Raw genomic sequence first — 23,856 nt, 5'->3', positions numbered from 1 at the left:
CGATGGCCTTCACGACCCACTTCGTCTCGCCCGAGCCGGCACGCGCCGAGGTCGACGCGCTGCCCGGCGCCACAGTGCTCGAGTTCGGCACCGGCTGGTGCGGCTTCTGCCTGCGGGCACAGCCGCTGATCGCCAGTGCCTTCCAGGGCCACCCCGAGCTGCGCCACCTGAAGGTCGAGGACGGGCCCGGCCGGCCGCTCGGTCGGTCGTTTCGCATCAAGCTGTGGCCCAGCCTGGTGCTGATGAAGAACGGCCAGGAGATCGAGCGGCTGGTGCGGCCGCAGAGCACGGCCGAGATCGAACAGGCGCTGGCCCGGCTGGCGGGCTGATCAGCCGGCCGCGGCCGGTTCCGGCTCGGCGGCCGGCAGGGCGACTGCCACCGCCGTGTCGCCCAGCAACGCCTTCAGCGGCGCGCCGGACAGCACCTCGGTATCGAGCAGCGCCTGCGCCATCGCGTCGAGCCGGTGGCGCTGGGTGGTGAGCACCTCGCGGCAGGTGGCCTGCGCGGCTTCGAGCAGGTGGCGCGCTTCGGTCAGCACCGCGGCCTGCACGTCCGGCCCCAGCAACTCCTTCGGGATGCCCGCGACGCTGAGCAGGCCGAAGGTCTCCGAAAAGCCGAGCTGGCCAACCATCTGGATCGCGAGCTCGGAAGCTCGCTTCAAGTCGTCCGACGCGCCGGAGGACACGCTGCCCAGCACCATCAACTCGGCTTCACGCCCGCCCAGCATCATCGCCAGGCGGCTGACCAGTTCGCCCTGCGCATACAGCGGGTCCTCGGTCTCGCGCGTCATGTAGGTCACCCCGAGGCCGGGGCCGCGCGGCTCGATCGTCACCCGCTCGATGCGGCCGGCGCCGGCCCAGTGGCCGACGATCGCGTGGCCGGCCTCGTGCACCGCCAGGCGGTCGCGCGTGCCGGCGGTCAGCAGATCCTTGATCGGCGAAACCTCGCCGCCCAGCAGCTGCGTCTCGATCGCGCGCAGCAGATGCTCCGGCGTCACCGCGTCGGCACCCTGCTCGGCCGCGCTCGACGCCGCCTTGTTGACCAGGTTGGCGATCTCGGCCGGCGACAGGCCCGTGGCCATGCGCGCCAGCGCCGCGGTGTCGGCGCGGCCGTCGTGCTTGACCTTGCCGAGATAGAGATCGAACAGCGCGGCGCGCTCGGGCAGCGTGGGCTTGTTCAGGCGCACCAGCATGTCGAAGCGGCCGGGGCGGCGCAGCGCCTCGTCGATGTTGTCCTCGTGGTTGGTCGCGGCGACGACCACCACGTTGTCCATCGGGTCGAAGCCGTCCATCTCGACCAGCACGCGGTTGATGATGCGGTTCATTTCCGATTCCGCGCCGCCGCCCGGGCCGCCGTGGGCCCGCCTGCCGATGCCGTCGACCTCGTCGATGAACAGCACGCACGGCGCCTGCTTGCGCGCCAGCTTGAACAGCGCCTTGACCTTGGCGACACCCGCACCGTAGTAGGTGGCGGTGAAATAGGAGCCGTCGACCGCGATGAAGTGGGCCTTGCTCTCGCCGGCCAGCGCCTTGGCCAGCAGCGTCTTGCCGGTGCCCGGCGGGCCCACCAGCAGCACGCCGCGCGGCGCCGCGGCGCCGAGCCTGGCGTATTGCGCCGGGTCGTGCAGGAAGGCCTTCACGCGCTGCAGCGCGGCCTTGGCCTCGTCATTGCCGATCGCATCGGCAAACCGGGTCTCGGGCCGGCTCGGCAGCGTGGCCGCGTCCGAACCGGCGCGCATCTGCACCCGGGTCAGCAGCAGCACGCCGCCGCCGAGCAGCGCCACCAGCAGCAGCGGCGACAGCGCCGAGCCGATCGCACCCAGCGCGCGCTGGCTCGGCGTGCTGCCGTCGACCTCGATGCCCACCAGCGTGAAGCCGGCGGCGAGGCTGCGCTCGCCGAGCCGATCCAGCGCGGTGCCGGCACAGCCGAGCGACGAGCAGCCCGGCACGTTCGCGCTGGCCTTCTCGCCGCTCTTCAGCGTGTAGAGCACCAACCCCGGCTGCCTGTTGGCCACACCGACGGCGGCCACGCGGCCCTGGTCGATGGCCTGGACGAAGTCCGACACCGAATGCGGCTGGCCGAGCCAGGCGTCGGGGTCCTGCTCGAACTGCTGGGCCAGCGGGTTCTTGCGTGCCAACGCTTCATCGTTGGCGTGCTGCCACAGCCAGCCCAGGCCGGCCAGCGCGACGAGTGCCGCTGCGAGGGCCATGGTGGCGCGCGGGTGGGCGCGGCTGCGCGCCAGGAGTTTCTGCCAGACGGTCATGGGAGGGCCGGGCGACCGGCGCGATGTGCAACTGCGGCCGCTGCCGGCGAGCGCCGGGCGGGCGAACAATCGGAGAAAAGACTCCGATGTTTACGGCAAGTTCACCGCCGGATCGCGTAAACCTTCGCCCGGTGATCGTTACCAGCGGTATCGGAGCCCGCCCATGGCCAACCGGGAGCGCTAGACGAGGCCATCCGCGAAGGTCCGAAGCTTGTCGGACCGGCTCGGGTGCTTGAGCTTGCGAAGGGCCTTGGCTTCAATCTGACGAATGCGCTCGCGCGTCACGTCGAACTGCTTTCCGACTTCATCGAGCGTGTGGTCACTGCTCATGTCGATGCCGAAGCGCATGCGCATGACCTTTGCCTCACGGGCAGACAACCCATCAAGGAGCTCGGCGACGACCGAACGCAGGCCCGATTGCATGGCCGCTTCCATCGGCGCCACGTTGAGACTGTCTTCAAGGAAGTCGCCCAGCGTCGTGTCGCCCTCGTCGCCGACCGGCGACTCCAGCGAAATCGGCTCCTTGGCGATCTTCATGATCTGCCGGATCTTGGCTTCGGGCATCTCCAGCTTCTCGGCCAGCGTCGCCAGATCCGGCTCGACGCCGAATTCCTGCAGGTGGGTGCGACTGACCCGATTCAGCTTGTTGATCGACTCGATCATGTGGACCGGAACGCGGATGGTCCTGGCCTGGTCGGCGATCGCCCGGGTGATGGCCTGGCGGATCCACCAGGTCGCATAGGTCGAGAACTTGAAGCCGCGCCGGTACTCGAACTTGTCCACCGCCTTCATCAGGCCGACATTGCCCTCTTGAATGAGGTCGAGGAACTGCATGCCGCGGTTGACGTACTTCTTCGCGATGGAGATCACCAGGCGCAGGTTGGCCTCGATCATCTCCTTCTTGGCGTTGAGCGAGGCGCGCTCGCCGTCGTTCATCTTCTGGTTGATGGCCTTCAGCTCGTTCAGCGGGATCACCGCCTTGGTCTGGATGTCGACCAGCTTGGCCTGCAGCTCCTGCAGGGCGGCCACGTGGCGGCCCACGGCCGCGCTGTAGGGCCGGCCCGCCGCCGCTTCGCGCAACACCCAATCGAGGTCCAGCGCGTTGGGCGGGAAGTGCTCGATGAAGTACTCCTGCGGCATGCCGCAGCGATCGACGGCGATGCGGCGGATCTCGCGCTCGTGGCGGCGAACACCATCGACCTGCGCGCGCAGCAGGCCACACAGCTTGTCGATCGTCTTGACGGTGAAGCGGATCGTCATCAGCTGGTCGGTCAGCGTGCGCTGGGCCGCGCTGTACTTCGCCGAGCCGTGGCCGTGCTTCTCGAAGGCGGTGCGCAGCTTGCCGAAGCTGACGCGCATCGCGGCAAACCGGTCGAGTGCCTGGGCCTTCATTTCCTCGAGGCGGCGGGTCATCGCGCGGCTGCCGCCGTTGCCGTCGTCGTCGTCCTCGCTGTCGTCGAACGAGTCGGTGTCTTCTTCGGCGACGTAGTCGTCTGCCTCGCCGGCCACGACGAAACCGTCGACGACTTCGGAAATGCCCAGTTCGCCGGTGGCGATCTTGTCTGCGTAGGCCAGGACCTCCGCCACCACCAGCGGCGACGACGAGACGGCCAGCATCATGGCCTGCATGCCGCCTTCGATCCGCTTGGCGATCTCGATCTCGCCCTCGCGGGTCAGCAGCTCGAACAGGCCCATGTCGCGCATGTACATGCGCACCGGGTCGGTGGTGCGGCCGAATTCGGAGTCGACCGTCGACAACGCCGCTTCGGCGGCCTCCTCGGCCTCCTCATCCGACGTCGCCGTGCCCGCGCCGCCGGCCACCAGGAGGGTGGCGGCATCGGGCGCTTGCTCGTAGACGGCGATGCCCATGTCGTTGAGCATCTTGACGGTCGCCTCGATCACCTCGGCGTCGACCAGCTTCTCGGGCAGGTGGTCGTTGATCTCCTGCTGGACCAGGAAGCCCCGCGTCTTGCCCATCTTGACCAGCGTCTTCAGGTCGCTGCGGCGCTTGGCGGCTTCTTCTTCGGTCAGCGTCGTCACATCCAGGCCGAACTCGCGGATCAGCGCGCGTTCCTTGGACTTGGGCACCTTCATCCGCAGCGGCTTCGCCTTGGCGGGCGTGCCGGTCCCGTCGGCGGTGGCGGGCTCCGCCGCGTCGCCGATGTCGTCGACCGAGGCGAGGTCGTCCAGATGCGCCTCGTCGAGGTCGTCTTCCGGCACCACCGGCGCCGCCTGGCCCTTGGCGCTCACCTTGGTCTTCGCCTTGACCGGGGCGGCGGCGGCCGCAGCCGGGCGCTTGGCCGCACGCTTGGCCGGCGCAGCGGCGGCGATCTTCTTGGCAGGCGCCGCGCGCACGGCAGTCGACTTCTCGGACATTCGATTCCTCAGTGGTGGAAGGCAGTGGGCAAGGCCACTCCCCATCAACTGGGGATCGCGGGCCAGATTGAAAGGCCAAGCGCCGAGCCCGTCAGCCCTTCCGGCGACGACCGCACAACAAGACAAACCCACAACCAATTCGTTGACAACGGGCTCCGGCCCATCGGCAAAGAAGAACGGGTTAGACGCCGGAACGTCTAACCCGTTGATCCATTTCTTGTTGTTTGGTGCGGCTGGCAGGATTCGAACCCACGACCCCTTGGTTCGTAGCCAAGTACTCTATCCAACTGAGCTACAGCCGCTGAGCCTCGCAGTATAGCACGAGTTCTTGAGACTTTGGAAGATCTTGTTCGCCGTGTCGCATTTCCTGCGTTGCGGCGTTGCGCGGCGGCCCTCAGTCGATCGCGGCGGCGCGCTGGTCGTAGGCCTGCGCCTGCTCCTCGTGGCCTTCTTCGCGCGCGATGGCGGCCAGGCAGCGCAAGGCCTGGCGGCGTACCGGCGCCGGCAGCGAGGCGGCCGAGGCGGTCTGCTCGAGCGGGCGGCGTGCCTTGCCCCAGAGCTGGCGGTCGGCGAAGGCCATGCCGGCCGCGGCCACCAGCGCGGGCTCGTGGCCATGCGCGCTGAGCGCGGCTTCGATGCGCGGCAGCCAATCGTTGCCGACACCCGGCGCGCAGGCCACCAATGCCAGCGCCAGTTCGCGCCGGTCTTCGGCAGGGGCGGTGGCGATCGCGTCCCAGGCCGCTTGCAGCCAGAGGCGGCCCTGCTCGGCGTGGCCCATCGCCTGCGCGCGGCGCGCGGCGCGGGCGACGACGAAGGCATCGCGCCGGTCGTCGGCGTCCAGATGGGCCCAGACGCGGCGCAGCTGGTCGAGGTCGTAGGCCTGCTCGATCGCCTCGATCGCGAGCGAGCGCAGCAGCGATTGCGCGGCGGGCGCCGAGAAGCCCTGGTGCTTGGCAAGCAGGCGTGCGGTCTGCAGCGCGTCGAGCGGGCGGCGCTCCTGGCGCGCGGCCTGCAGCTTCAGCCGCAGCGCCTGCGTGCGGCGTGCCGCGCCGGGCGGCAGCTCAGCCAGCAGTGCCAGGCCACGCTCGGCGTCGCGGTCCTCGAGCGCCCATTCGGCACCAAGCAGTTGCAGCCCGTCGAACGCGGTGGCCGAACCGGCGCGGCCGCGCACCAGGGCCAGCGCGGTGTTCATGCGCTCGTCGCGACCGCGCTTGTCTTGCAGGCGGTGCAGGCCGGAGGCGGCGACCATCTCCGCCAGCACGGTGAATTGCGTGTCGGCGCGCAGCTCGGCGCTCAGGGCCTGCAGGTCGAGCGCACGCTGTGCGGCCCGCTGCGCGCGCGCGTAACGCGCCGCGAACAGCTCGGCCAGCGCCTCGCGCAGCGCAGCACCAGCCGCGCGCTCGCGCTTCTGCTCGCGCCATTCGCGGGCCCGCGTGGGCAGGCTCAGCAGCGACTGCGCCGCCTGCAGCGCAGCAAAGACGATGAAGATCGTGGCCAGCAGCGCGAGCAGGAACAGGTTCAGCGACAGGTCCAGGCGCCAGCTGTCATAGAACACCGAGACCAACGCATCGTTGCGGCCGAGCACGGTGGCGGCCACCACCGCTGCCGTGAACAGCAGCACCAGCCAGATCACCGAACGCATGTCAGCGGCCGGCCGTGGCTGCGGCGAGGGCAGCCAGGGTGTCATCGGGCCGCGGCAGCGTGACCTGCCGCGTCTGCGCGCTGACCTGACGCAGCAGCTCGGCGGCGCCGATCACGCGGCGCGAGCTGCGGTCGAAGTACCGCTCGAGCGCCGCCTGGGCCTGGGCCAGGTCGCCCTGCGCCTGCTCGAACTGGCGCGACAGCAGCGCGAGCCGCGCGTTGAGCAGCCGAAGCTTCAGGTTCTCGCGCAGGAAATAGGCCTGCTCGGGCGCGACGAGCATCGCCTCGGGCTGGTCGATGCGCGTCACGCGCACCAGCGAGCGGACTTCGGCCCAGGTCTCGGTGGCAGCCCGCTGCCAGGCCTGATCGACCCAGCCCAGCCAGCTCGGCAGCACCGGCTGCGGCTCCGACGCGGCCGGCGCACGCGCCTGGGTGGTGCCCTTGCCCGCGGCAGTGTCCTTGCCGGAGGCGGCCTTGCGCTCGGGGTTGACCAGCATGGGCAGGTCGTCGACCAGGCGCACCGCCTCGTCGAGCTTGATCGACAGGCTGGGCACATCGGCCACCGACACGGCGCGTACACGATCGAGATCACGCGCAACGGCACGGCGCACACGCTCGAGGCGTGGCTGGTTGTAGCGCGCCAGGCGCTCGTCGGCCTGGCGCAGCACGGCCACGAGCGGCTCGGCGCTGCCGGTGATGGCCGACTGCTGCTGCGCCACGCGCAGCCCGGCCTCGACGTCGGCCAGCACGTTCTCGTCACGCGAGCGTGACAGCGACTGGATCAGCTCTTCGACCTGCGATCGCTGCAGCGCCGATTCGGCCACGCGCGCTTCGATCAGCGCGAGCTTGGCCGCCGCATCGGCGGCGATGTCGTGCGCCTGGCGCGCCAGCAGTCGCGCTTCGGTGGATTGATCCTGGCTGCTCTGCTGGCGCCGAACGAGCTCCTGCTCGAGCGTTTTTACACGCTGTTGCGTGCTCCACACCAGCGACAGGCTGGCCACGCTGAGCGCGGCCAGCACGAACGCACCCAGCGGCCAGACGATCGACTTCAGCGGATGGGCGGGCACGGACGCAGCAGCCGGCGCAGGGCCGGTCGATGGCGCCATCGCCACCGGCTCGGCGGCTGCTGGCGCCGGAGATGACGAGGGCAATTCAGGGGCATTCACGGTGTCGAAGGATTGTATCGACCGCCCTCGTCGGCCCGGGGCCGGCGCGGCTTCGGCGCCACACTGGTTCTTGGGGATTCAGCGCGGCGCGGGCAAGGCGGCCAGCGCGTCGGCCACGGCCTCGGGTGTCGGGCGAATCTCGATCACTTCGCCGAATCCGGCCGCTCGGGCGCGCGCGGCGATGCGCGGGTGCGAGGCCAGGGCGAGTGCCCCCGCCCAGCGGGCGCCGGGCGGCGCGACGGCCTCGAGGTTGTCCACTGCTTCCGAGCTGCTGAGCAGCCAGGCGTAGGCCTCGGGCTGCGCCAGCGCGAGGGCCAGCAGTTGCCGGCCGGCAATGTCGAGCTGCGGCGCCCGCCGCGCGTAGGACTGGACGAATTCGACCTCCGCGCCGGCCGCACGCAGCTGCGTGGCGAGCCAGTCGCGCCCGCCGTCGCCTCGCACGATGGCCACGCGCCGGCCGGCCCAGGCCAGTCGCGGTGCGAGCACGGCCCACAGCGCCTCGGAATCGAACTGGGCCGCATCCGGCGCCGGCTCGACGATCCGATCCGCCGGCACGCCGGCCTCGCGCAGCACGGTGCTGGTGCCCGGCCCGGTCGTCGCGGCAAGCAGTGTCGCAGGCCAGCGCCAGCCCGCGGGCAGCGCATCGACAAGGCATTGCGCCGCGTTCGGGCTGACGAACATCGCCAGCGCCGCAGGCTGCGGCGGGCCTTCGGCCAGGCTCGCGAACCAGGTTCGCAATGCCGCGGGATCGGGCGTGCCGACGATGTCGATCAACGGCAGCAGCTCGGCGCGCACGCCGAGCGCCGCCAGCCGCTGCTGCCACGCCTGGCCCTGCGCCCGCGGGCGCGTGACCAGTGCGCAGCGTGCCGGCAAGGTCACGCCACCGCAGCCAGGTAGTGCGCGGCGCCGGCCTCGCCCAGCCGGGCGGCGGCGAGCCGGCCCAGCGCCTCGGCCGCCTCGGTGTCGGCGACCTCGCTGCGCACCTCGAGCTTCAGCAGCGGCTGCAGCGGGTCGGCCCCATGGCCCAGCGCCACCGCAAGGTGCAGCTCGGTGGGCGTCGCCCAGTGCGCATGCGCCGCCAGCGGCACCGAACAGCTGCCGCCGAGCGAGCGCGACACGGCGCGCTCGGCATGGGTGGCCAGCCAGGTCGGCCGGTGCGACAGGCCGGCCAGCGCGGCGCCCAGCGCGGCGTGATCGGCTCGAATCTCGAGGCCGAGCGCGCCCTGGCCGGCGGCGGGGATCATCTCGTCGGGCTCGAACAGCGCACGCACCCGCGCCGCCAGGCCCAGGCGCTTCAGGCCGGCGGCGGCGAGCACGATCGCGTCATAGCCGCCCTCGTCGAGCTTGCGCAGCCGGGTGTCGAGGTTGCCGCGCAGCGGCTCGATGCGCAGATCCGGCCGGTGCGCCATGAGCTGCACCACGCGGCGCAGGCTCGAGGTGCCGACGACCGCCCCCTCGGGCAAGGCGGCCAGGTTCTCGTAACGATTGGAGACAAAAGCGTCGCGCGGGTCCTCGCGCTCGAGGATCGCCGCCAGCACGAAGCCCGCCGGCAGGTCCATCGGCACATCCTTCAGCGAATGCACCGCCAACTGGGCGTGCCCGGCTTCGAGCGCGGTCTCCAGCTCCTTGACGAACAGACCCTTGCCACCGACCTTGGACAGCGTGCGGTCGAGGATCTGGTCGCCGCGGGTCGTCATGCCCAGCAGCTCGGCACGCAGCCCGAGCTCGGCCCCGAGCCGGTCGCGCACATGTTCGGCTTGCCAAAGGGCGAGCCGGCTTTCGCGGGTGGCGATGACGACCGGCGCGGTGGTCGAGGCAGTGGGCGAAGAGGTGTTGGCTGCAGGCATGGGTGGAATTATCGCGGCGCCCAGGTGCTGCGGCCGCCGAAACCGGGCGGGAACCCTGTTACGATCCGCCAGTGGTAATTTAGTTACTTCAGTCTGGAGCTCCCATGCCTCGCGCCGCCCGCTCGCCCGCCGCCGCCCCGAAGACGTCGCCCCGCTCGCGAACGGCTCTCGTGAAGACCAGCGCCAAGGACGATGCAGCAGAGAAGAACCGGCCGCTGATGGAGGATATCCGGTTACTTGGCCGTATCCTCGGCGACGTGATCCGCGAGCAGGAGGGCCGCGCCGCCTTCGAGCTGATCGAGCGGGTGCGCCAGCTCTCGGTGGCCTACCGGCTGAAGAAGGACGCCTCCGCCGGCCGGGTGCTGGACCGCTTGCTGAAGAACCTTTCGGCCGATCAGACGGTCAGCGTGATCCGCGCGTTCAGCTACTTCTCGCACCTGGCCAACATCGCCGAAGACCGGCACCACGTGCGCCGGCGCGAGCACCACGAGGCCGAAGGCCACCTGCAGGAGGGCTCGCTCGCCCACTGCTTCGAGCGCCTGGCGCGCGCCGACCACCGCGGCGCCGACATCGCCGCGCTGCTGGAACGCGCCTACATCTCGCCGGTGCTCACCGCCCACCCGACCGAGGTGCAGCGCACCAGCATCCTCGACGCCGAGCGCAGCATCGCCCAGCTGATCGGCCAGCGCGAGGAGCTGCGCACCGAGCGCGAGCGCCACGAGAACGAGCAACTGATCCGCGCCCGCGTCACCCAGCTCTGGCAGACGCGCATGCTGCGCACCGCAAAACTGCGCGTGTCCGACGAGATCGAGAACGCGCTGTCCTACTACCACGCGACCTTTCTGCGCCAGGTGCCGCGCATGTACCGCGAGATCGAGGAGTCGCTGCAGGGCCACCCCGTGCCGCCCTTCTTCCGCATGGGCCACTGGATCGGCGGCGACCGCGACGGCAACCCCAACGTGACGGCCGACACGCTGCGCCTGGCCCTGTCGCGCCAGGCCGAGACCGCGCTGCGCCACTACCTGACCGAGGTGCACTCGCTGGGCGCCGAGCTGTCGATGTCGGCCATGCTGGCGCCGGTGCCGCCCGAGATGCAGGCCCTGGCCGAGCGCTCGCCCGACCGCAACCCGCACCGCGAGGACGAGCCCTACCGCCGCGCATTGATCGGCGTCTACGCGCGCCTGGCCGCCACGCTGCATGCACTGACCGGCACCGAGGCGCTGCGCCATGCGGTGGCCCCGCAGGACCCGTACGCCAATGCCGACGAATTCGCCGCCGACCTCGCCGTGATCGAGCACTCGCTGCGCTTTCACCATGCCGATGCGCTGGTGGCACCGCGCCTGGCGCCGCTGCAGCGCGCGGTGCAAGTATTCGGCTTCCACCTGGCCACCGTCGACCTGCGGCAGAGCTCGGACCAGCACGAGGCGGTGGTCGCCGAGCTGCTGCGCGTGGCACGCATCGAAGCCGACTACGCTGCGCTGCCCGAGGCCGAGCGCCAGGTCGTGCTGCTGCGGCTGCTGGACGACGCGCGCTCGTTGCGCGTGCGCGGTGCCGACTATTCGGCGCTGGCCAACAGCGAGCTCGCGATCTTCGAGACCGCCGCCGAGATGCGCCAGCGTTTTGGCGCGGCGGCGATCCGCCACTACATCATCTCGCACACCGAAACGGTGAGCGACCTGCTCGAGGTGCTGCTGCTGCAGAAGGAGACGGGCCTGCTCAACGGCACGCTGGGCGATTCGGCGCGCGCCGACCTGATCGTCTCGCCGCTGTTCGAGACCATCGCCGACCTGCGCAATGCGGTGGCGATCATGCGCGACTTCTACGCCCTGCCCGGCATCACCGCGCTGGTCGCGCGCGGCGGCGGCGAGCAGGACGTGATGCTGGGCTACTCCGACAGCAACAAGGACGGCGGCTTCTTCACCAGCAACTGGGAGCTCTACCGCGCCGAGATCGCGCTGGTCGAGACATTCGATGCGCTGGAACAGGAGCATGGGATTCGCCTGCGCCTGTTCCATGGCCGCGGCGGCACCGTGGGCCGCGGCGGCGGCCCGAGCTACCAGGCCATCCTCGCGCAGCCGCCGGGAACGGTGAAGGGCCAGATCCGGCTGACCGAGCAAGGCGAGGTGATCGCATCGAAATACGCCCACCCCGAGATCGGCCGGCGCAACCTCGAGACGCTCGTTGCCGCCACGCTGGAGGCGAGCCTGCTGCACCCGACCAAGGCCGCGCCGAAGGCCTTTCTCGATGCCGCGGAGTCGTTGAGCCAGGCCAGCATGGCGGCCTACCGCCACCTCGTCTACGAGACCGAGGGCTTCACCGACTACTTCTTCGCCGCCACCCCGATCCGCGAGATCGCAGAGCTCAACATCGGCTCGCGCCCGGCCTCGCGCAAGGCCACGCGGGCGATCGAGGACCTGCGCGCGATCCCCTGGGGCTTCTCGTGGGGTCAGTGCCGCGTGGCGCTGCCGGGCTGGTGCGGCTTCGGCTCGGCGGTGGAGGCCTTTCTGGCGGGCGACGACACGAAGGGCTCGGGCCGCACCGCCCGGCTCGAGCTGCTGCAGCGCATGCACAAGCAGTGGCCGTTCTTCCGCACGCTGCTGTCCAACCTCGACATGGTGCTGGCCAAGAGCGACGTGCGGATCGCGCAGCGCTACGTCGAGCTGGTCGAGGACAAGCGGCTGGGCAAGCGCATCTTTGCCGCGATCCGCGCCGAGTGGGACCGCACGCACGACGCGCTCGCGCTGATCACCGGCGAAGGCGAGCGGCTGCAGAGCAACCCGGCGCTGGCGCGCTCGATCGAGCACCGCTTCCCCTACCTCGACCCGCTGAACCACCTGCAGGTCGAGCTGATGCGGCGCTACCGCAAGCGCCGCGAAGGCGATCCGTCGAACGACCGCCTGCAGCGCGGCATCCACCTGTCGATCAACGGCATCGCGGCGGGCCTGCGTAACACGGGGTGATTGAGGCCCCCACGCCCCCTTCCGGGGGCTGCCCCCCCGGGGGGGCTCGCGCAGCGGACCGGCAAAGCCGGATCCGCGCACGCCGCTTGATGGCGGCGGCTCCTTTGGAGCGCCTTGTCCGCTTGGGGCTCGGCCGTGGTCAATGCGCCGTCGAGCTCGCGGCGCGCCGGGCCAGCGCGACTTCGCTGTCGCTGGCGATCAGCGACATCACCGCATCGATGCGCTCGAAGCTGCGGCAGGCCTGATCGAGCGTCAACGGCCCCGTCGCGTCGCCGGCGTCGGTGATCGCGAGGGCGTCGCCCAGCGCGTCGGCCATTTCGCGGTGCTCGGCCTCCAGCGCATCGACACGTTCGGCCGGCCAGCCGCTGCGGCGGCCGATCGCGATGCCGGTGCCGCGCTCCAGCATCGTCTGGCCGCTGCCGACCAGCAGCTCGGCGACCGCGCTGCACTGCGCCAGCCGCCCCGGGCCCATCGCGCCGGGCGCGCACAGACGCGACACGTCGAGCGTGTCGGCCTCCGTCAAGGCCACGCCGGTGCCGAGCAGGTCCACGGCCAGCACCTCGCGCTCGACCGGCGCCAGCGCCTGCAATGCCGGGCTGGCGGCCAGCCGCACGAGGTCGGCGCTGGCCAGCCGGCTGGTGCGCGCCTCGGCCGCACGGGCCATGGCCTCGCGCACGGTGGCCACGTCGCCACGGTCCTGCGCCTCGGCGGCCATCGCGAGCCAGGGCTGCACGTTGTCCGGGTCGACCGCGGCCCAGCGCTGCGGCAACAGCGACGAGCAGGCAGCCGGGCTCTCGACCGCCGGGTTTGCGCACAACTGCGAGGCCAACCCGGCGACGCGCGGGTCGTTGCCGCCCAGCGCCTCGCTGACCAGCGCGAGAAAGGCCTCGGGCGGCAGCGCCTCGTCGGGCGCCCGGGCACGCGCGGCGATCAGCTGGCCGGCCAGGCGCTCGAACGGGTCGGCCGAGCCCGCCAGCAGCGCCGCGGCGTGCGCCAGCGCGGCCGGCCGCAGCCTGCGAAACGCCCGGTCGATCGCACCGGCCCGCTGGCCTGCCAGCGCGCGCCACGCCGGGGGACAGGCAGGATCCACGGCCGCGGCCGACGGCGCGGCGACCCGAGGCGGCGCGGCGGTCGAAGCCGCCTCGCCCGAGGCCAGTGCCGCGGCCCAGCGCCTGGCAGCCTCGTCGAGGGCGGCCGCCGCCACGGTGCTCTCGGCGGCCGCGCCCGACACCAGCGCGTCGGTGCCATCGTTCAGCAGGTACCACGCGGCAAGGCCCAGCGCCGCCACCACGCCCAAGCCTGTGGCGACCCCGCCGGCACGCGGCCGGCGCCCGGCCTGGCCCTCAGCCGGCACGCGCGAGCACCTCGCGCACCTGCGGCAGCTGGCGCCGCGAGACAGCCAGCCACTCGCCGCTGGGCTCGACCTGCACGGCCCAGCTCTCGCCGCCTTCGTCGGCCTCCGAGCCCGGCAGCACGCGGCGCTCGAGCGCGCGCACCGCGGCCTTGGCCACCACCATGCTGCGGTGGATGCGCACCACTGCCTCGCCCAGGCGCTGCTCGAGGTCGGAGAGCGCGTCGTCGAGCACGTAGCGGTGCTTGGTGGTGCACAGCGTCACGTACTTCATCTCGGCACGCAGGTAGACCACCTCGGGCACGGGGATGCGCAGCACGCGGCCGCGGTCGCTGACGACGAGCGTGGGCACCTCGGCCGGTTGCGGCGCCGGCGGCGCAGCGGGCGCCCGGCCCAGCCGCTGCTCGACCCGCGCCAGCGCCTCCTGCAGCCGCGCGCGCCGCACCGGCTTGGTCAGGTAATCGACCGCATCGACCTCGAAAGCCTGCAGCGCATGCTCGGCGTGCGCCGTCACCAGCACCACGGCCGGCGCAGGCTGGTGCTCGCGCAGCCGCTGGGCCAGCGCGATGCCATCCATGCCGGGCATGTGGATGTCCAGCAGCACCGCGTCGACCGGCTGGCGCGCGAGTGCGTGCAAGGCCTCGGCAGCGCTGCCCGCCTCGTCGACCACCGTCGCCGCGGGGCGCACGCAATCGGCCAGCAGGCCGCGCAGGCGCAAGCGGGCCAGGGGCTCATCGTCGACGATCAGGACGCGAATTCGATCCATCAGGCGGGCACACCAATGCTGACGCGATAGCGGCCGTCCTCGGTCAGGCCGCTGCGGAAATCGGCGTCGAGATCATGCATCAGCCGCAGCCGCTCGCGCACGCTGGCAATGCCGATGCCGTGGCCGGCCTTCGACGGCGCACCGCCCACCGTATTGGTGACCGAGATCAGCACGCGGTCGCGCCGGCGGCGGGTGCGGATCTCGATCGTGCCGCCCTTGTCGGCCGGCTCGATGCCGTGGCGCACCGCGTTCTCGATCAGCGGCTGCAGCGCCAGCGGCGGCAGCTTCGCGCCGATGGCGTTGGGGTCCAGGTCCCATTCCACGTCGAGCCGGCGGCCGAAGCGCAGCTGCTCGATCGCCAGGTAGCGGCGCGACAGCTCGATCTCGGCGCCGACGGTGGTGGCCTGGTCGAGGGCGCCGAGCGCGGCGCGGAACAAGTCCGACAAGTCCTCCAGCACCTCCTCGGCACGCTGCGGGTCGAGCCGCACCAGTGTGATCGCGGTGTTCAGCGTGTTGAACAGGAAGTGCGGCCGGATGCGGGTCTGCAGGTCGGCCAGGCGCGCAGCGGCCGCGGCGGGCAATCGCGCGCGCTCGCGCCAGCGTTCGTTCTGGTAGACCAGCATCGCGAGCAGCGCGCCGGTCACGGCCGGCGCGACGGGGCTCGCGCCGGGCGACGGCGCCATGCCCACCGCCGCCATCGGCCACCACAGCAGCAGCGCCGCTGCGGCGCCCAGGCCGCCGGCCACGGCCACTTGCGCCCCGCGGGCCGCCCGCGCGATCAGGTGGCGGCCGACGCAGGCCATCAGCACCCACAGCAGCGTGGCCGGCACGGCGACCGTGGCGGCCGCCGACAGATCGCTCACCCAGGCCGCGGCGCTGTGGGCGCCGAACAGCAGCCCCGCGCCGAGTACGACGATGACCAGCAGCATTGCGCGCAGCAGCGTGCCGCTGCGGCACAGCGGCAGCGGCTCGGGCCGCGCCGGATCCGGCGCGGTGACGACCTCGCGCAGGTCGTCGAACAGGGTGCTGGTGGCGCCGGTGTCGTGCGTGCGTTTCACGGCGGACATTCTGGCGGCCCGCATCGGCATGCGCGCGGCATGGCTCCTAGAATTCGTGGTTTCCCTGACACAACCCGGGCCCGCCATGAGCACGAACCAGTTAGACAAGAAATCCCAGGCCTGGTCGGCCCTGTTCTCGGAGCCGATGGGCGAGCTGGTCAAGCGCTACACCGCCAGCGTTTCGTTCGACCAGCGCCTGTGGCGGGCCGACATCGACGGCAGCCTGGCCCACGCGGCCATGCTCGCGCGCCAGGGCATCATCAGCGCGCAGGATCTGGCCGACATCGAGCGCGGCATGGCGCAGGTGCGCGGCGAGATCGAGAACGGCGAGTTCGTCTGGAAGGACGAGCTCGAAGACGTCCACCTCAACATCGAAGCGCGGCTGACCCAACTGGTCGGCGACGCCGGCAAGCGCCTGCACACCGGCCGCTCGCGCAATGACCAGGTTGCCACCGACGTGCGCCTGTGGCTGCGCGGCGAGATCGACGCGATCGCGCCGCTGCTGGCCGACATGCAGCGCGCGCTGGTCGCCGTGGCCTCGCACCACACCGAGACCGTGATGCCCGGCTTCACCCACATGCAGGTCGCGCAGCCTGTGAGCTTCGCCCACCACCTGCTGGCCTACGTGGAAATGTTCGCGCGCGACGCCGAGCGCCTGGCCGACGTGCGCAAGCGCGTGAACCGCCTGCCTCTGGGCGCCGCGGCGCTGGCCGGCACCAGCTACCCGCTGGACCGCGACAGCGTGGCCGCCGCGCTCGGCTTCGACGGCATCTGCCAGAACAGCCTCGATGCGGTCAGCGACCGCGACTTCGCGATCGAGTTCACCGCCTTCGCGACGCTGGTGATGGTGCACGTCTCGCGGCTGGCCGAAGAGATCGTGCTGTGGATGAGCCAGAACTTCGGCTTCATCGACCTGTCGGACCGCTACTGCACCGGCTCGTCGATCATGCCGCAGAAGCGCAACCCCGACGTGGCCGAGCTGGCCCGCGGCAAGAGCGGCCGCGTGGTCGGCCACCTGATGGGCCTGATCACGCTGATGAAGGGCCAGCCGCTGACCTACAACAAGGACAACCAGGAAGACAAGGAGCCGCTGTTCGACACCGTCGACACGGTCAAGGACACGCTGCGCATCATGGCCGAGATGGTCGGCGGCGAGGTCGATGCCAACGGCACGCGCTCAGGCGGGCTGAAGGTCAAGGCGGAGGCGATGCAGCAGGCTGCCAGGCGCGGCTACGCGACGGCGACCGACCTGGCCGACTACCTGGTCAAGAAGGGCCTGCCCTTCCGCGATGCGCACGAGGTGGTCGCCCATGCGGTGAAGGAGGGCCTGAACCGCGGTGTCGACCTGGCCGACCTGCCGCTGGCCACGCTGCAGGGCTTTCACGCCTCGATCGGCGAGGATGTGTTCGAGGTGCTCTCGCTGACCGGCTCGCTGAACGCGCGCAACGTGATCGGCGGCACCGCGCCCAACCAGGCGCGGGCCCAGCTCGAGCGGCACCGCGCGCGGCTGGGCCAATGAGGTGCCGCTGAGCCGTCGGGCTCAGTCTTCGATCTCGACCTCGCTGGCCACCACGGTCGTGCCGTCCTCCGACAGCTGGCCGTGCACCTTGACCTTCACGTCGACCGCGAGGTCGTCGGCGGTGCCGTTCTTGATCTCGGCGTCGCTGTAGTCGACGACCTGCTCGCGCAGGACGAAGGTCATCGCCACGGGATCGATCGCGCTGATGTGGGCCTCGATCTCGATGTTGCGTCCGCCGCCGCTGTCGTCGCCGCCGTCATCGCCGCTGCCCTTGACCTCGACCTTGCTGGCGATCAGCACGCCGCCGCTCATCGTGCCCTCGACCTCGACCCGCACGCCGGCCGCCAGCGTGGCGCCGGCCGGCTCGATGCTGGCCGACGCGGCGTTGACCCGCACGCCCGACAGCGTGAAGTCGGCGTTCGAGGTGTAGCTCGCAATCACGCTCTCGATCTCGACCTCGTCGCCCTCGGCCGGCCTGGCGGCCCCGTCGTCGAAGCGGGTGATGACCCAGCGGCCGTTGGCGTCGGGCGTAGTCTCGAGCTTCAGGCGCACGATCTGCCCGTTGGCCAGGTTCACCGGCGCGATGTCGGCCGCGTAGCTGAAGCTCGCGGCGCCGATCTGCAGCGTGTGCTGCACCGTGTCGAGGTTGGCGACGACGCCGCGCAGCTTGTAGGCCGAGGGCGTGCCCTTCAGCTCGATGCGCTGCGCCGCATAGACGCCGCTGACCGGGTCGAGGATCGCGAAGACCTCGACGTCGTCGCCCGGCACGATCACCGACTGGCCGCCGACCAGGTTCTCGTCGAACACGGTCGACGCCGTCACGCGCACGGTCTGGCCCAGCACCGTCAGCGTGCTGCCCACCACGTCGTTGGCGCTGACCGGGCCGATCAGGTCGCTGCCGACGTGCACGGCATCCGCCACTGCGGTGCCCAGCGTCTGGTCGATCGCACCGCCGTCGATGCGCACCGTCATGCCCAGCTTCAGGTCGGCGGCGCTCAGCAGGTTGCCGTCGTCATCGCTGATCGCGGCCTGGCTCTCGTCGAAGTGGATGCCGTTGACGATGATCGAGCCGAAGCCCGCGATCGGCCCCTCGCTGTAGCTCGACACCGACCCGGTGCCCTGGCCCTCGACGCCACCGCCGCAGGCGTGCAGCAAGGCGGCGGCCACGCTGACGAAGCCCAGCAGGCCGATGCGGCGCCAAGCGCCGAAACGGGTCGATCCGAAGGTGAAAGTCGGGCTCATGATTTGTCTCCTGCCGGGGGCAGCGCCTCGCCCTGCGGGGGCGGCGCGTCCGGCTGGTGGTAGCTGTACAGGCCGATCAGCACGCGCTGCGTCGGCGAAGGCGCGGCGCCGTCGACCGGCTCGGCGGCGCCGGCCTCGATCAGGCGCTCCAACGCCGGTACCAGGCTGTCGAAAGCCTGCTTCCATTGGGCAGCCGTCAGCTGCCGGACGGCTTGCACTGCATCAAGGGGTACGCCGCTGGCGACGATGGCCTGCTCGAAGTGCTGGCGGCCGTCGCCCAGCACGTTGGCCACCGCGCCGGCCAGGTGGCTGCCGACATTGCTGCCGAGGATTCGCAGCGCGCGCGGCAGGTCGCTGCGCGGCACGAGCGCGTCCTTCACCGGCAGCACCTGGTCCGCCGCCTCGTCCAGCGTCGCGTAACCCAGGCGCTGCATCTCGCTGAGCAGGCTGCGCGGGTGCACGTCGCTGGTGACCTCGCGCGCCAGCGCCTCGAAGCTGGGCCGTGGGCCCTGGCGAGGCAGTGGCTTCGGCTGGCCTGCCACGTCGCGGTACAGCGGGTCCGTCAGCCAGTGGGCATACACCTCACCGGCCAGCGAGCGCTTCGGACGCGCCTGCTCGAGCTTGGCGTGCACCAGCCGCGTCACCTCGCGCCGGTTGATGCCGGTCGCGGTGCTGATGCGGCTGACCTGGCGGTGCGGCAGGCCGCCCGGGTTGGCGTCGCGCGCGGCCTGCACGAACGCCGTCTTCAGCCGCTCATCGACCTCGCTGAACGGCACCCCGCGCGCCACGGCCAGCCGCGCCAAGGGCGCGAGCAGGGCGTTGACAGCCTCCAGCACGGCCTGCTGGTCGGGCGGCAGCGAGGAGTCATTCGGTTCAGTCATCTCGGCGTGGGCAGGGCAAAGGCTCAAATGTGCACATTGCCCAGACCCATCCTACCTTGTCCGGCTCAATCCTCGCGGCTGATGCGGGTGGCCGTGAGTTGCGTGCCGTCGTCCGAGAGGTTGCCCTTGACCTCGACCATCAGCCCATCGGCCAGGTCGGCCTCGGCCAGGTCACGCCACTCGGTCGTCTCGCCGTAGGCCACCGTCAGCCCGCGCAGGCTGAAGGTGTGGGCCGCCGTGTCGAGCGCGCTGATGCCGCCGTGCAGCTCGTAGTCCTCGCCGCGCTCGTGCTCGCCCTCCTCGTCCTCGAGGTGGACCTTGGTTGCGACCAGCACCCCGTCGACCAGCGTGCCCTCGACCTCGACCATCGCGCCGAGCACGACGCCGGATTGCCCGTCGGGGAAGGTGGCCGCGCTGGCATCGACGGCAAGGCCGTTGACGCTGAACTGCGTGGCCGAGGTCCAGGCGTCGATCAGGCCCTTGACCTCGGCCTCGCCGTGGTCGTCGTGGTGGCGTTCGCCGGCTTGCACCTGGGTCGCGACCCATTGGCCGCCGACCGGCGCGGTGGCCAGCAGCACGCGCACCCGCACGCCGTTGGCCAGCTGCGGCGTCACCTCGCTGGCGCTGGCGTAGTTGATGGTCGCGGCGCCGATGCGGAAAGTGTGGGCCGTGCCGTCCAGCGCCTCGACCAGGCCGCGCAGCTTGAAGGCTGCCGGTGCCGATCCGGCCTCGATGCGGCTGGCCACATAGGCGGCGCGAGCAGCGTCGAACTGGGCGTGGACCTCCAGCACCGCGCCGGCCGAAATGCCGGCCAGGCCACCGGGCAGGTTGTCGTCGAACACGGTGCGCGGGCTGATCGCCACCGTCTGGCCCAGCACGGTGAGCTGCTGGCCCGCGAGGTCCACCGCCTCGACCGGCCCGAGGATCTCGCTGCCGAAGCGGATGCGCGTGGCCACGCCATGGCCGCCGGCACGGTCGATGTCGGACGCCTCGACCTCGACCTGGGCGCCGAGCTTCAGGTCGTCGACGCCGTGGCGGTTGCCGTCGTCGTCCAGCACCTCGGCGCCGCTGTCGTCGAAGCGAACGCCGTTGACGATGACCGAGCCGAAGCCGCTGATCGCGCCACTGGTGAACGACGAGCGCGCCTGCGGTGGCGGGGTCGTCGTGTCGCCGCCGCCGCCGCCGCAGGCGACGAGCAAGGCCGCCAGCGCGGTGGCCAGCAGCGACGCACGGGAGGTGGGAATACGCCGTGCGGCCCCGGCGCCGCGCAGCGAAATGTGTTGGGTACTCATGATGGGCTCCCGCACGACGCTCAGCACGCCGTGCCATGGGTGGCTGAACCTGCCCTCGACCGTGCCGGGCGTCAGGCGCAGCGCCGAAAGGTCCTTCGGCGTGTCGCCATAGTAAATGTGCTGAATGCACATTTCAAGCATGGGAACGTAACTCTTCGCGTCGACCACTGATAATCCATCCAGTTGCCGAGCTGCCATGCCCACCCCACCGCGCCGCCTGATCGCTCACCTCGACATGGACGCCTTCTACGCGTCGGTCGAGCTGCTGCGTTACCCCGATCTTCGTGGCCGCCCCGTGGTCGTCGGCGGCGGCCGGCGCCATCAGCCCGAGCTGCTGCCCGACGGCACGCGCCGGTACGCGCTGCTGAAGGACTACACCGGACGCGGCGTGATCACGACCTCCACCTACGAAGCCCGGGCGCTGGGCGTGTACTCGGCCATGGGCACGATGAAGGCCGCCGCGCTGGCGCCGCATGCGGTGCTGCTGCCGGTCGATTTCGAGCAATACCGCGCCTATTCGCGCCGCTTCAAGGCCGCCGTGGCCGAGCTGGCGCCGGTGGTCGAGGACCGCGGCATCGACGAGATCTACATCGACCTGACGAACGTGCCCGGTGCGCAGGACGCCGTCGGCCACGACCCGCTGGGCGGCGTGCGCGCGCTGGCGCTGGAGATCAAGAACAACGTCAAGCGGGCCACCGGTGGCCTGACCTGCTCGATCGGCGTCACGCCGAACAAGCTGTTGTCCAAGATCGCCTCCGAGCTCGACAAGCCCGACGGCCTGACCGTGCTGACGCTCGATGACCTGCCCACGCGCATCTGGCCGCTGGCGGCGCGCAAGGTCAACGGCATCGGCCCGAAGGCGGCGGCGAGGCTGACCGAGCTCGGCATCCACACCGTGGGCGACATCGCGCAGCGCGAGCGCGGCTGGCTCGTCGAGCACTTCGGCCGCTCGTACGGCGCATGGCTGAACGACATGGCCTGGGGCCGCGACGAGCGCCCGCTGGTCACCGACAGCGAACCGGTGTCGATGAGCCACGAAACCACCTTCGACCGCGACCTGCATGCGGTGCGCGACCGGGCCGAGCTCGGCGCCATCTTCACCCACCTGTGCGAGATGCTGGCGGCCGACCTGCAGCGCAAGGGGTATCTGAGCCAGACGATCGGCATCAAGCTGCGCTTCGACGATTTCAAGACCGCCACGCGCGACCTGACGCTGCCCGAGCCGACCGCCGACGCGCAGGCCATCCGCCGCGCGGCCGGCGAGTGCCTCAAGCGCGTCGACCTGAGCCGTCGCCTGCGGCTGCTCGGCGTGCGCGGCGGCCGGTTGATGACGCCCGGCGAGTGGGAGGCGCGGGTCCGGCGCGCCGCCGAGCTGGCGCGTGGCCGCAAGCCCGCGGCGCCGGCAGCCGTGGCCGAGGAGCCGCCGGCCGGCTACAACCTGCCGTTGTTCGAGCCGCCGGCCGACGCCGACCCATGACGGCTCAGCGCGAGCTCGGCAGCCGCCAGAGCCAGATCGCGACCGCCGTGCAGCAGATGGTCGGCACGTAGCGCCAGGGTGCGGCGAGCGTCAGCCCGGCCCACAGGCTGCTCGCGGCCATCATCGCCGTGGCCAGCCGCTTGGCCGCGAGCGGCACGGCGCGCCGCTCGCGCCAGTTGCGCACCATCGGGCCGAAGTGGCGGTGGTTCAGCAGCCAGCGCTCCCAACGCTCGCTGCCGCGCGCGAAGCAGAACGCCGCCAGCAGCACGAAGGGGGTGGTCGGCAACAGCGGCAGCGCGATGCCGACGATGCCCAGCAGCAGCGCGAGTGCGCCGCCGGCCAGCCACAGCCGCCGCACCCAGCGCCAGGGCACGGCGGCGCCAGCAGGTGTGGGTACGCCGGGGGCGCGGTCTTCGGGCATGGGCCGATTGTGCCGAGCCGGCCCGCCTTGCGTCAGCGCAAGGTCGCTCCGGATTGATGATGCCCGCCCGCCACCGGTCGGGGACAATCCCGATCCCCCTTTTGCATGAATTGCCGCCATGCCGAGCCTGACCTGGTCCGACGAACTCGTCCTCGCCCACCCGCAGATGGACGCGACGCACGAGGAATTCGTTGCGCTGCTGGGCGCCGCAGAAACGGCCCTGGCCGAGTCGCGCGAGGCGGGCCTGGCCGCCTACGAGGTGCTGGTCGAGCACACCGTGGCCCACTTCGGCCAGGAAGACCGCTGGATGACGGCCACCGGCTTCGCGCCCGAGAACTGCCACAGCTTCCAGCACGCCCAGGTGCTGGGCCTGATGCACGAGGTGGCCCGGCTGGCCCGTGAGCAGGCCGATTTCGGCCCGCTCGGGCGGGTGCTGCCCGAACTGGGCGCCTGGTTTCGCATGCACGCGCAGAGCATGGACGCGGCCCTGGCCTCGCACCTGGACCAGATCGGCTACGACCCGGCCACCGGCCACATCGCCCGCGCGCCGGCGGCGCAGGGCATGACCGGCTGCGGCGGCTCGAGTTGCTCACCCTCGCCCCAGCCCGGCGAGCCGGCCGAAGCCTGAGCAGCCAGAATGCGGGCGTGAGCGCCCCGCCGCCCTTTTCCGCCGACCTGCGCCTACCCTCGCTCGAGGGCCTGCGCGCCTTCGAGGCCGCCGCGCGGCTGGGCACCTTCGAGCGCGCGGCCGACGAGCTGGCGATCACCGCCAGCGCCGTCAGCAAGCGCATCGGTGCGCTCGAGGACCTGCTCGGCGTGGTGCTGCTGCAGCGGGGCGCCAAGACGCTGGCGCTGTCGGCCGCCGGCAAGGAATACCTCGAGCAGGTGCGCGCCGCGCTCGCGCTGCTGGCGGCGATGCCGCTGCACCAGCGTGCCGCTCAGCGCCGCGAGCGCTTGCGCATCAGCGCGCCGCCCACCTTTGCCCGCCAGGTGCTGGTGCCCGCGCTGCCCGAGTTCTGCAGCCGGCACCCCGGCGTCGAACTGGAGATCGTGCTGTCGGTGCCCTACCTCGACCTGGCCGGCGCCGATGCCGAGCTGGAAGTGCGCCACGGCCCGGCGGGCGCCTTCGGGGCCGATGTGCCGCCGCTGTGGCGCGATCACCTGCTGCCGCTGGCCAGCCCGGCGCTGCTGGCCACCGAGGCATCGACGCCGCGCACCCCCGCCGAGCTGGCGCGGCTGCCGCTGCTGCGCACGCCGGTCGAGCCCTGGCAACCGTGGTTCCGCGCCCAGGGCCTCGACTGGCCCGAGCCGGACCAGGGCCCGCGCCTGGTCGACCTGGGCCTGACGCTCGAAGCCGCGCGCTGCGGCCAGGGCGTGGCGCTGGCCCGGCCGGCGCTCGCACGGCAGATGCTGCGCAGCGGCGAGCTGGCGCCCGCGCTGGGCATCGGCCGCACGCCGATGGTGGCCGCCGCCACCGCCTACCACCTGCTGCCCGGCACACGCCCCACACCGGCCGCCGAGGCCTTTGCCGCCTGGCTGCGCGAAGCCGGCGCGCGTGCGGCGGCCGAAGGCCTGGCGCTGGTTTAGCGAAGCCG

The 23,856-nt window shown here is 71.6% G+C and carries 19 protein-coding genes and 1 tRNA gene; 6 read left to right on the top strand and 14 right to left on the bottom strand.

Going from position 1 to position 23,856, the window contains the following annotated elements; all coding sequences use genetic code 11:
• Positions 1 to 2 precede the first annotated feature (2 nt).
• Complete coding sequence (locus VJ693_RS05820; RefSeq protein ID WP_324152564.1) at positions 3 to 329, top strand: thioredoxin family protein; 327 nt, start codon at positions 3 to 5, stop codon at positions 327 to 329.
• Here the strand turns inward: VJ693_RS05820 and VJ693_RS05815 are convergent, their stop codons facing one another.
• The 7 genes from VJ693_RS05815 to hemC all read right to left on the bottom strand — a co-directional run bounded on the left by VJ693_RS05815 (position 330) and on the right by hemC (position 9,294).
• Positions 330 to 2,210: an AAA family ATPase gene (locus tag VJ693_RS05815; protein ID WP_324152563.1), complete on the bottom strand. Its 1,881-nt coding sequence runs from the start codon at positions 2,208 to 2,210 to the stop codon at positions 330 to 332.
• Between the two features lie 234 nt (positions 2,211 to 2,444).
• Positions 2,445 to 4,640 carry an RNA polymerase sigma factor RpoD gene (rpoD, locus tag VJ693_RS05810; RefSeq protein WP_324152562.1) on the bottom strand — a complete coding sequence of 732 codons (2,196 nt, stop codon included), beginning with the start codon at positions 4,638 to 4,640 and terminating at the stop codon, positions 2,445 to 2,447.
• 225 nt (positions 4,641 to 4,865) lie between these two features.
• Positions 4,866 to 4,942: transfer RNA gene (locus tag VJ693_RS05805), tRNA-Arg, on the bottom strand.
• A 92-nt stretch (positions 4,943 to 5,034) separates the two neighbouring features.
• Entirely contained in the window at positions 5,035 to 6,282 is a 1,248-nt protein-coding gene (locus tag VJ693_RS05800) for a heme biosynthesis HemY N-terminal domain-containing protein (protein WP_324152561.1), read from the bottom strand.
• Between the two features lies 1 nt (position 6,283).
• Positions 6,284 to 7,348, bottom strand: coding sequence for a uroporphyrinogen-III C-methyltransferase (locus VJ693_RS05795; RefSeq protein WP_324152560.1), 1,065 nt, complete (start codon positions 7,346 to 7,348; stop codon positions 6,284 to 6,286).
• Between the two features lie 177 nt (positions 7,349 to 7,525).
• Positions 7,526 to 8,326: a uroporphyrinogen-III synthase gene (locus VJ693_RS05790; RefSeq protein ID WP_324152559.1), complete on the bottom strand. Its 801-nt coding sequence runs from the start codon at positions 8,324 to 8,326 to the stop codon at positions 7,526 to 7,528.
• A complete protein-coding gene (hemC, locus tag VJ693_RS05785) occupies positions 8,323 to 9,294 on the bottom strand; it encodes a hydroxymethylbilane synthase (protein WP_324152558.1) in 972 nt (323 codons plus the stop codon). The genes VJ693_RS05790 and hemC overlap by 4 nt, the downstream gene beginning before the upstream one ends.
• Before the next feature lie 104 nt (positions 9,295 to 9,398).
• Here hemC and ppc point away from each other — a divergent pair, with 104 nt between their 5' ends.
• Positions 9,399 to 12,254, top strand: a complete 2,856-nt coding sequence (gene ppc, locus VJ693_RS05780) for a phosphoenolpyruvate carboxylase (RefSeq protein ID WP_414652234.1) — start codon at positions 9,399 to 9,401, stop codon at positions 12,252 to 12,254.
• 139 nt (positions 12,255 to 12,393) lie between these two features.
• On the opposite strand, the gene VJ693_RS05775 is transcribed toward ppc, so the two are convergent.
• Genes VJ693_RS05775 through VJ693_RS05765 form a run of 3 tightly spaced genes read right to left on the bottom strand, consistent with a single transcriptional unit; the run spans position 12,394 to position 15,429 of the window.
• Positions 12,394 to 13,608, bottom strand: coding sequence for a hypothetical protein (locus tag VJ693_RS05775; RefSeq protein ID WP_324152557.1), 1,215 nt, complete (start codon positions 13,606 to 13,608; stop codon positions 12,394 to 12,396).
• Positions 13,598 to 14,371 carry a LytTR family DNA-binding domain-containing protein gene (locus VJ693_RS05770; protein ID WP_324152556.1) on the bottom strand — a complete coding sequence of 258 codons (774 nt, stop codon included), beginning with the start codon at positions 14,369 to 14,371 and terminating at the stop codon, positions 13,598 to 13,600. Before VJ693_RS05770 ends, VJ693_RS05775 begins: the two co-directional genes overlap by 11 nt.
• Positions 14,371 to 15,429 carry a sensor histidine kinase gene (locus VJ693_RS05765; protein ID WP_324152555.1) on the bottom strand — a complete coding sequence of 353 codons (1,059 nt, stop codon included), beginning with the start codon at positions 15,427 to 15,429 and terminating at the stop codon, positions 14,371 to 14,373. The genes VJ693_RS05770 and VJ693_RS05765 overlap by 1 nt, the downstream gene beginning before the upstream one ends.
• Before the next feature lie 85 nt (positions 15,430 to 15,514).
• On the opposite strand from VJ693_RS05765, the gene argH reads away from it, so the two are divergent.
• A complete protein-coding gene (argH, locus tag VJ693_RS05760; RefSeq protein ID WP_324152554.1) occupies positions 15,515 to 16,948 on the top strand; it encodes an argininosuccinate lyase in 1,434 nt (477 codons plus the stop codon).
• Positions 16,949 to 16,969: 21 nt separating this feature from the next.
• Here the strand turns inward: argH and VJ693_RS05755 are convergent, their stop codons facing one another.
• The 3 genes from VJ693_RS05755 to VJ693_RS05745 form a co-directional block, all read right to left on the bottom strand.
• Entirely contained in the window at positions 16,970 to 18,190 is a 1,221-nt protein-coding gene (locus VJ693_RS05755; RefSeq protein ID WP_324152553.1) for a DUF5666 domain-containing protein, read from the bottom strand.
• A complete protein-coding gene (locus VJ693_RS05750) occupies positions 18,187 to 19,071 on the bottom strand; it encodes a DUF6502 family protein (RefSeq protein ID WP_324152552.1) in 885 nt (294 codons plus the stop codon). The genes VJ693_RS05755 and VJ693_RS05750 overlap by 4 nt, the downstream gene beginning before the upstream one ends.
• 65 nt (positions 19,072 to 19,136) lie before the next feature.
• Entirely contained in the window at positions 19,137 to 20,363 is a 1,227-nt protein-coding gene (locus VJ693_RS05745; protein ID WP_324152551.1) for a DUF5666 domain-containing protein, read from the bottom strand.
• Between the two features lie 196 nt (positions 20,364 to 20,559).
• Here VJ693_RS05745 and VJ693_RS05740 point away from each other — a divergent pair, with 196 nt between their 5' ends.
• Positions 20,560 to 21,840 carry a DNA polymerase IV gene (locus VJ693_RS05740; protein WP_324152550.1) on the top strand — a complete coding sequence of 427 codons (1,281 nt, stop codon included), beginning with the start codon at positions 20,560 to 20,562 and terminating at the stop codon, positions 21,838 to 21,840.
• A 4-nt stretch (positions 21,841 to 21,844) separates the two neighbouring features.
• On the opposite strand, the gene VJ693_RS05735 is transcribed toward VJ693_RS05740, so the two are convergent.
• A complete protein-coding gene (locus tag VJ693_RS05735; RefSeq protein WP_324152549.1) occupies positions 21,845 to 22,261 on the bottom strand; it encodes a YbaN family protein in 417 nt (138 codons plus the stop codon).
• Between the two features lie 118 nt (positions 22,262 to 22,379).
• Between VJ693_RS05735 and VJ693_RS05730 the strand changes: the two genes are divergently transcribed.
• The gene (locus tag VJ693_RS05730; RefSeq protein ID WP_324152548.1) at positions 22,380 to 22,889 is read left to right on the top strand and encodes a hemerythrin domain-containing protein; all 510 of its coding nucleotides are present in this window, start codon (positions 22,380 to 22,382) and stop codon (positions 22,887 to 22,889) included.
• A gap of 17 nt (positions 22,890 to 22,906) precedes the next feature.
• A complete protein-coding gene (locus VJ693_RS05725; protein WP_324152547.1) occupies positions 22,907 to 23,848 on the top strand; it encodes a LysR substrate-binding domain-containing protein in 942 nt (313 codons plus the stop codon).
• Positions 23,849 to 23,856 lie beyond the last annotated feature (8 nt).

The sequence above is a fragment of the Ideonella sp. genome (assembly GCF_035254525.1).
Taxonomy (GTDB): Bacteria; Pseudomonadota; Gammaproteobacteria; order Burkholderiales; family Burkholderiaceae_C; genus Ideonella.
Note: the sequence above shows the minus strand (reverse complement) of the source record. Positions and strands in the feature narration are given on the sequence as shown.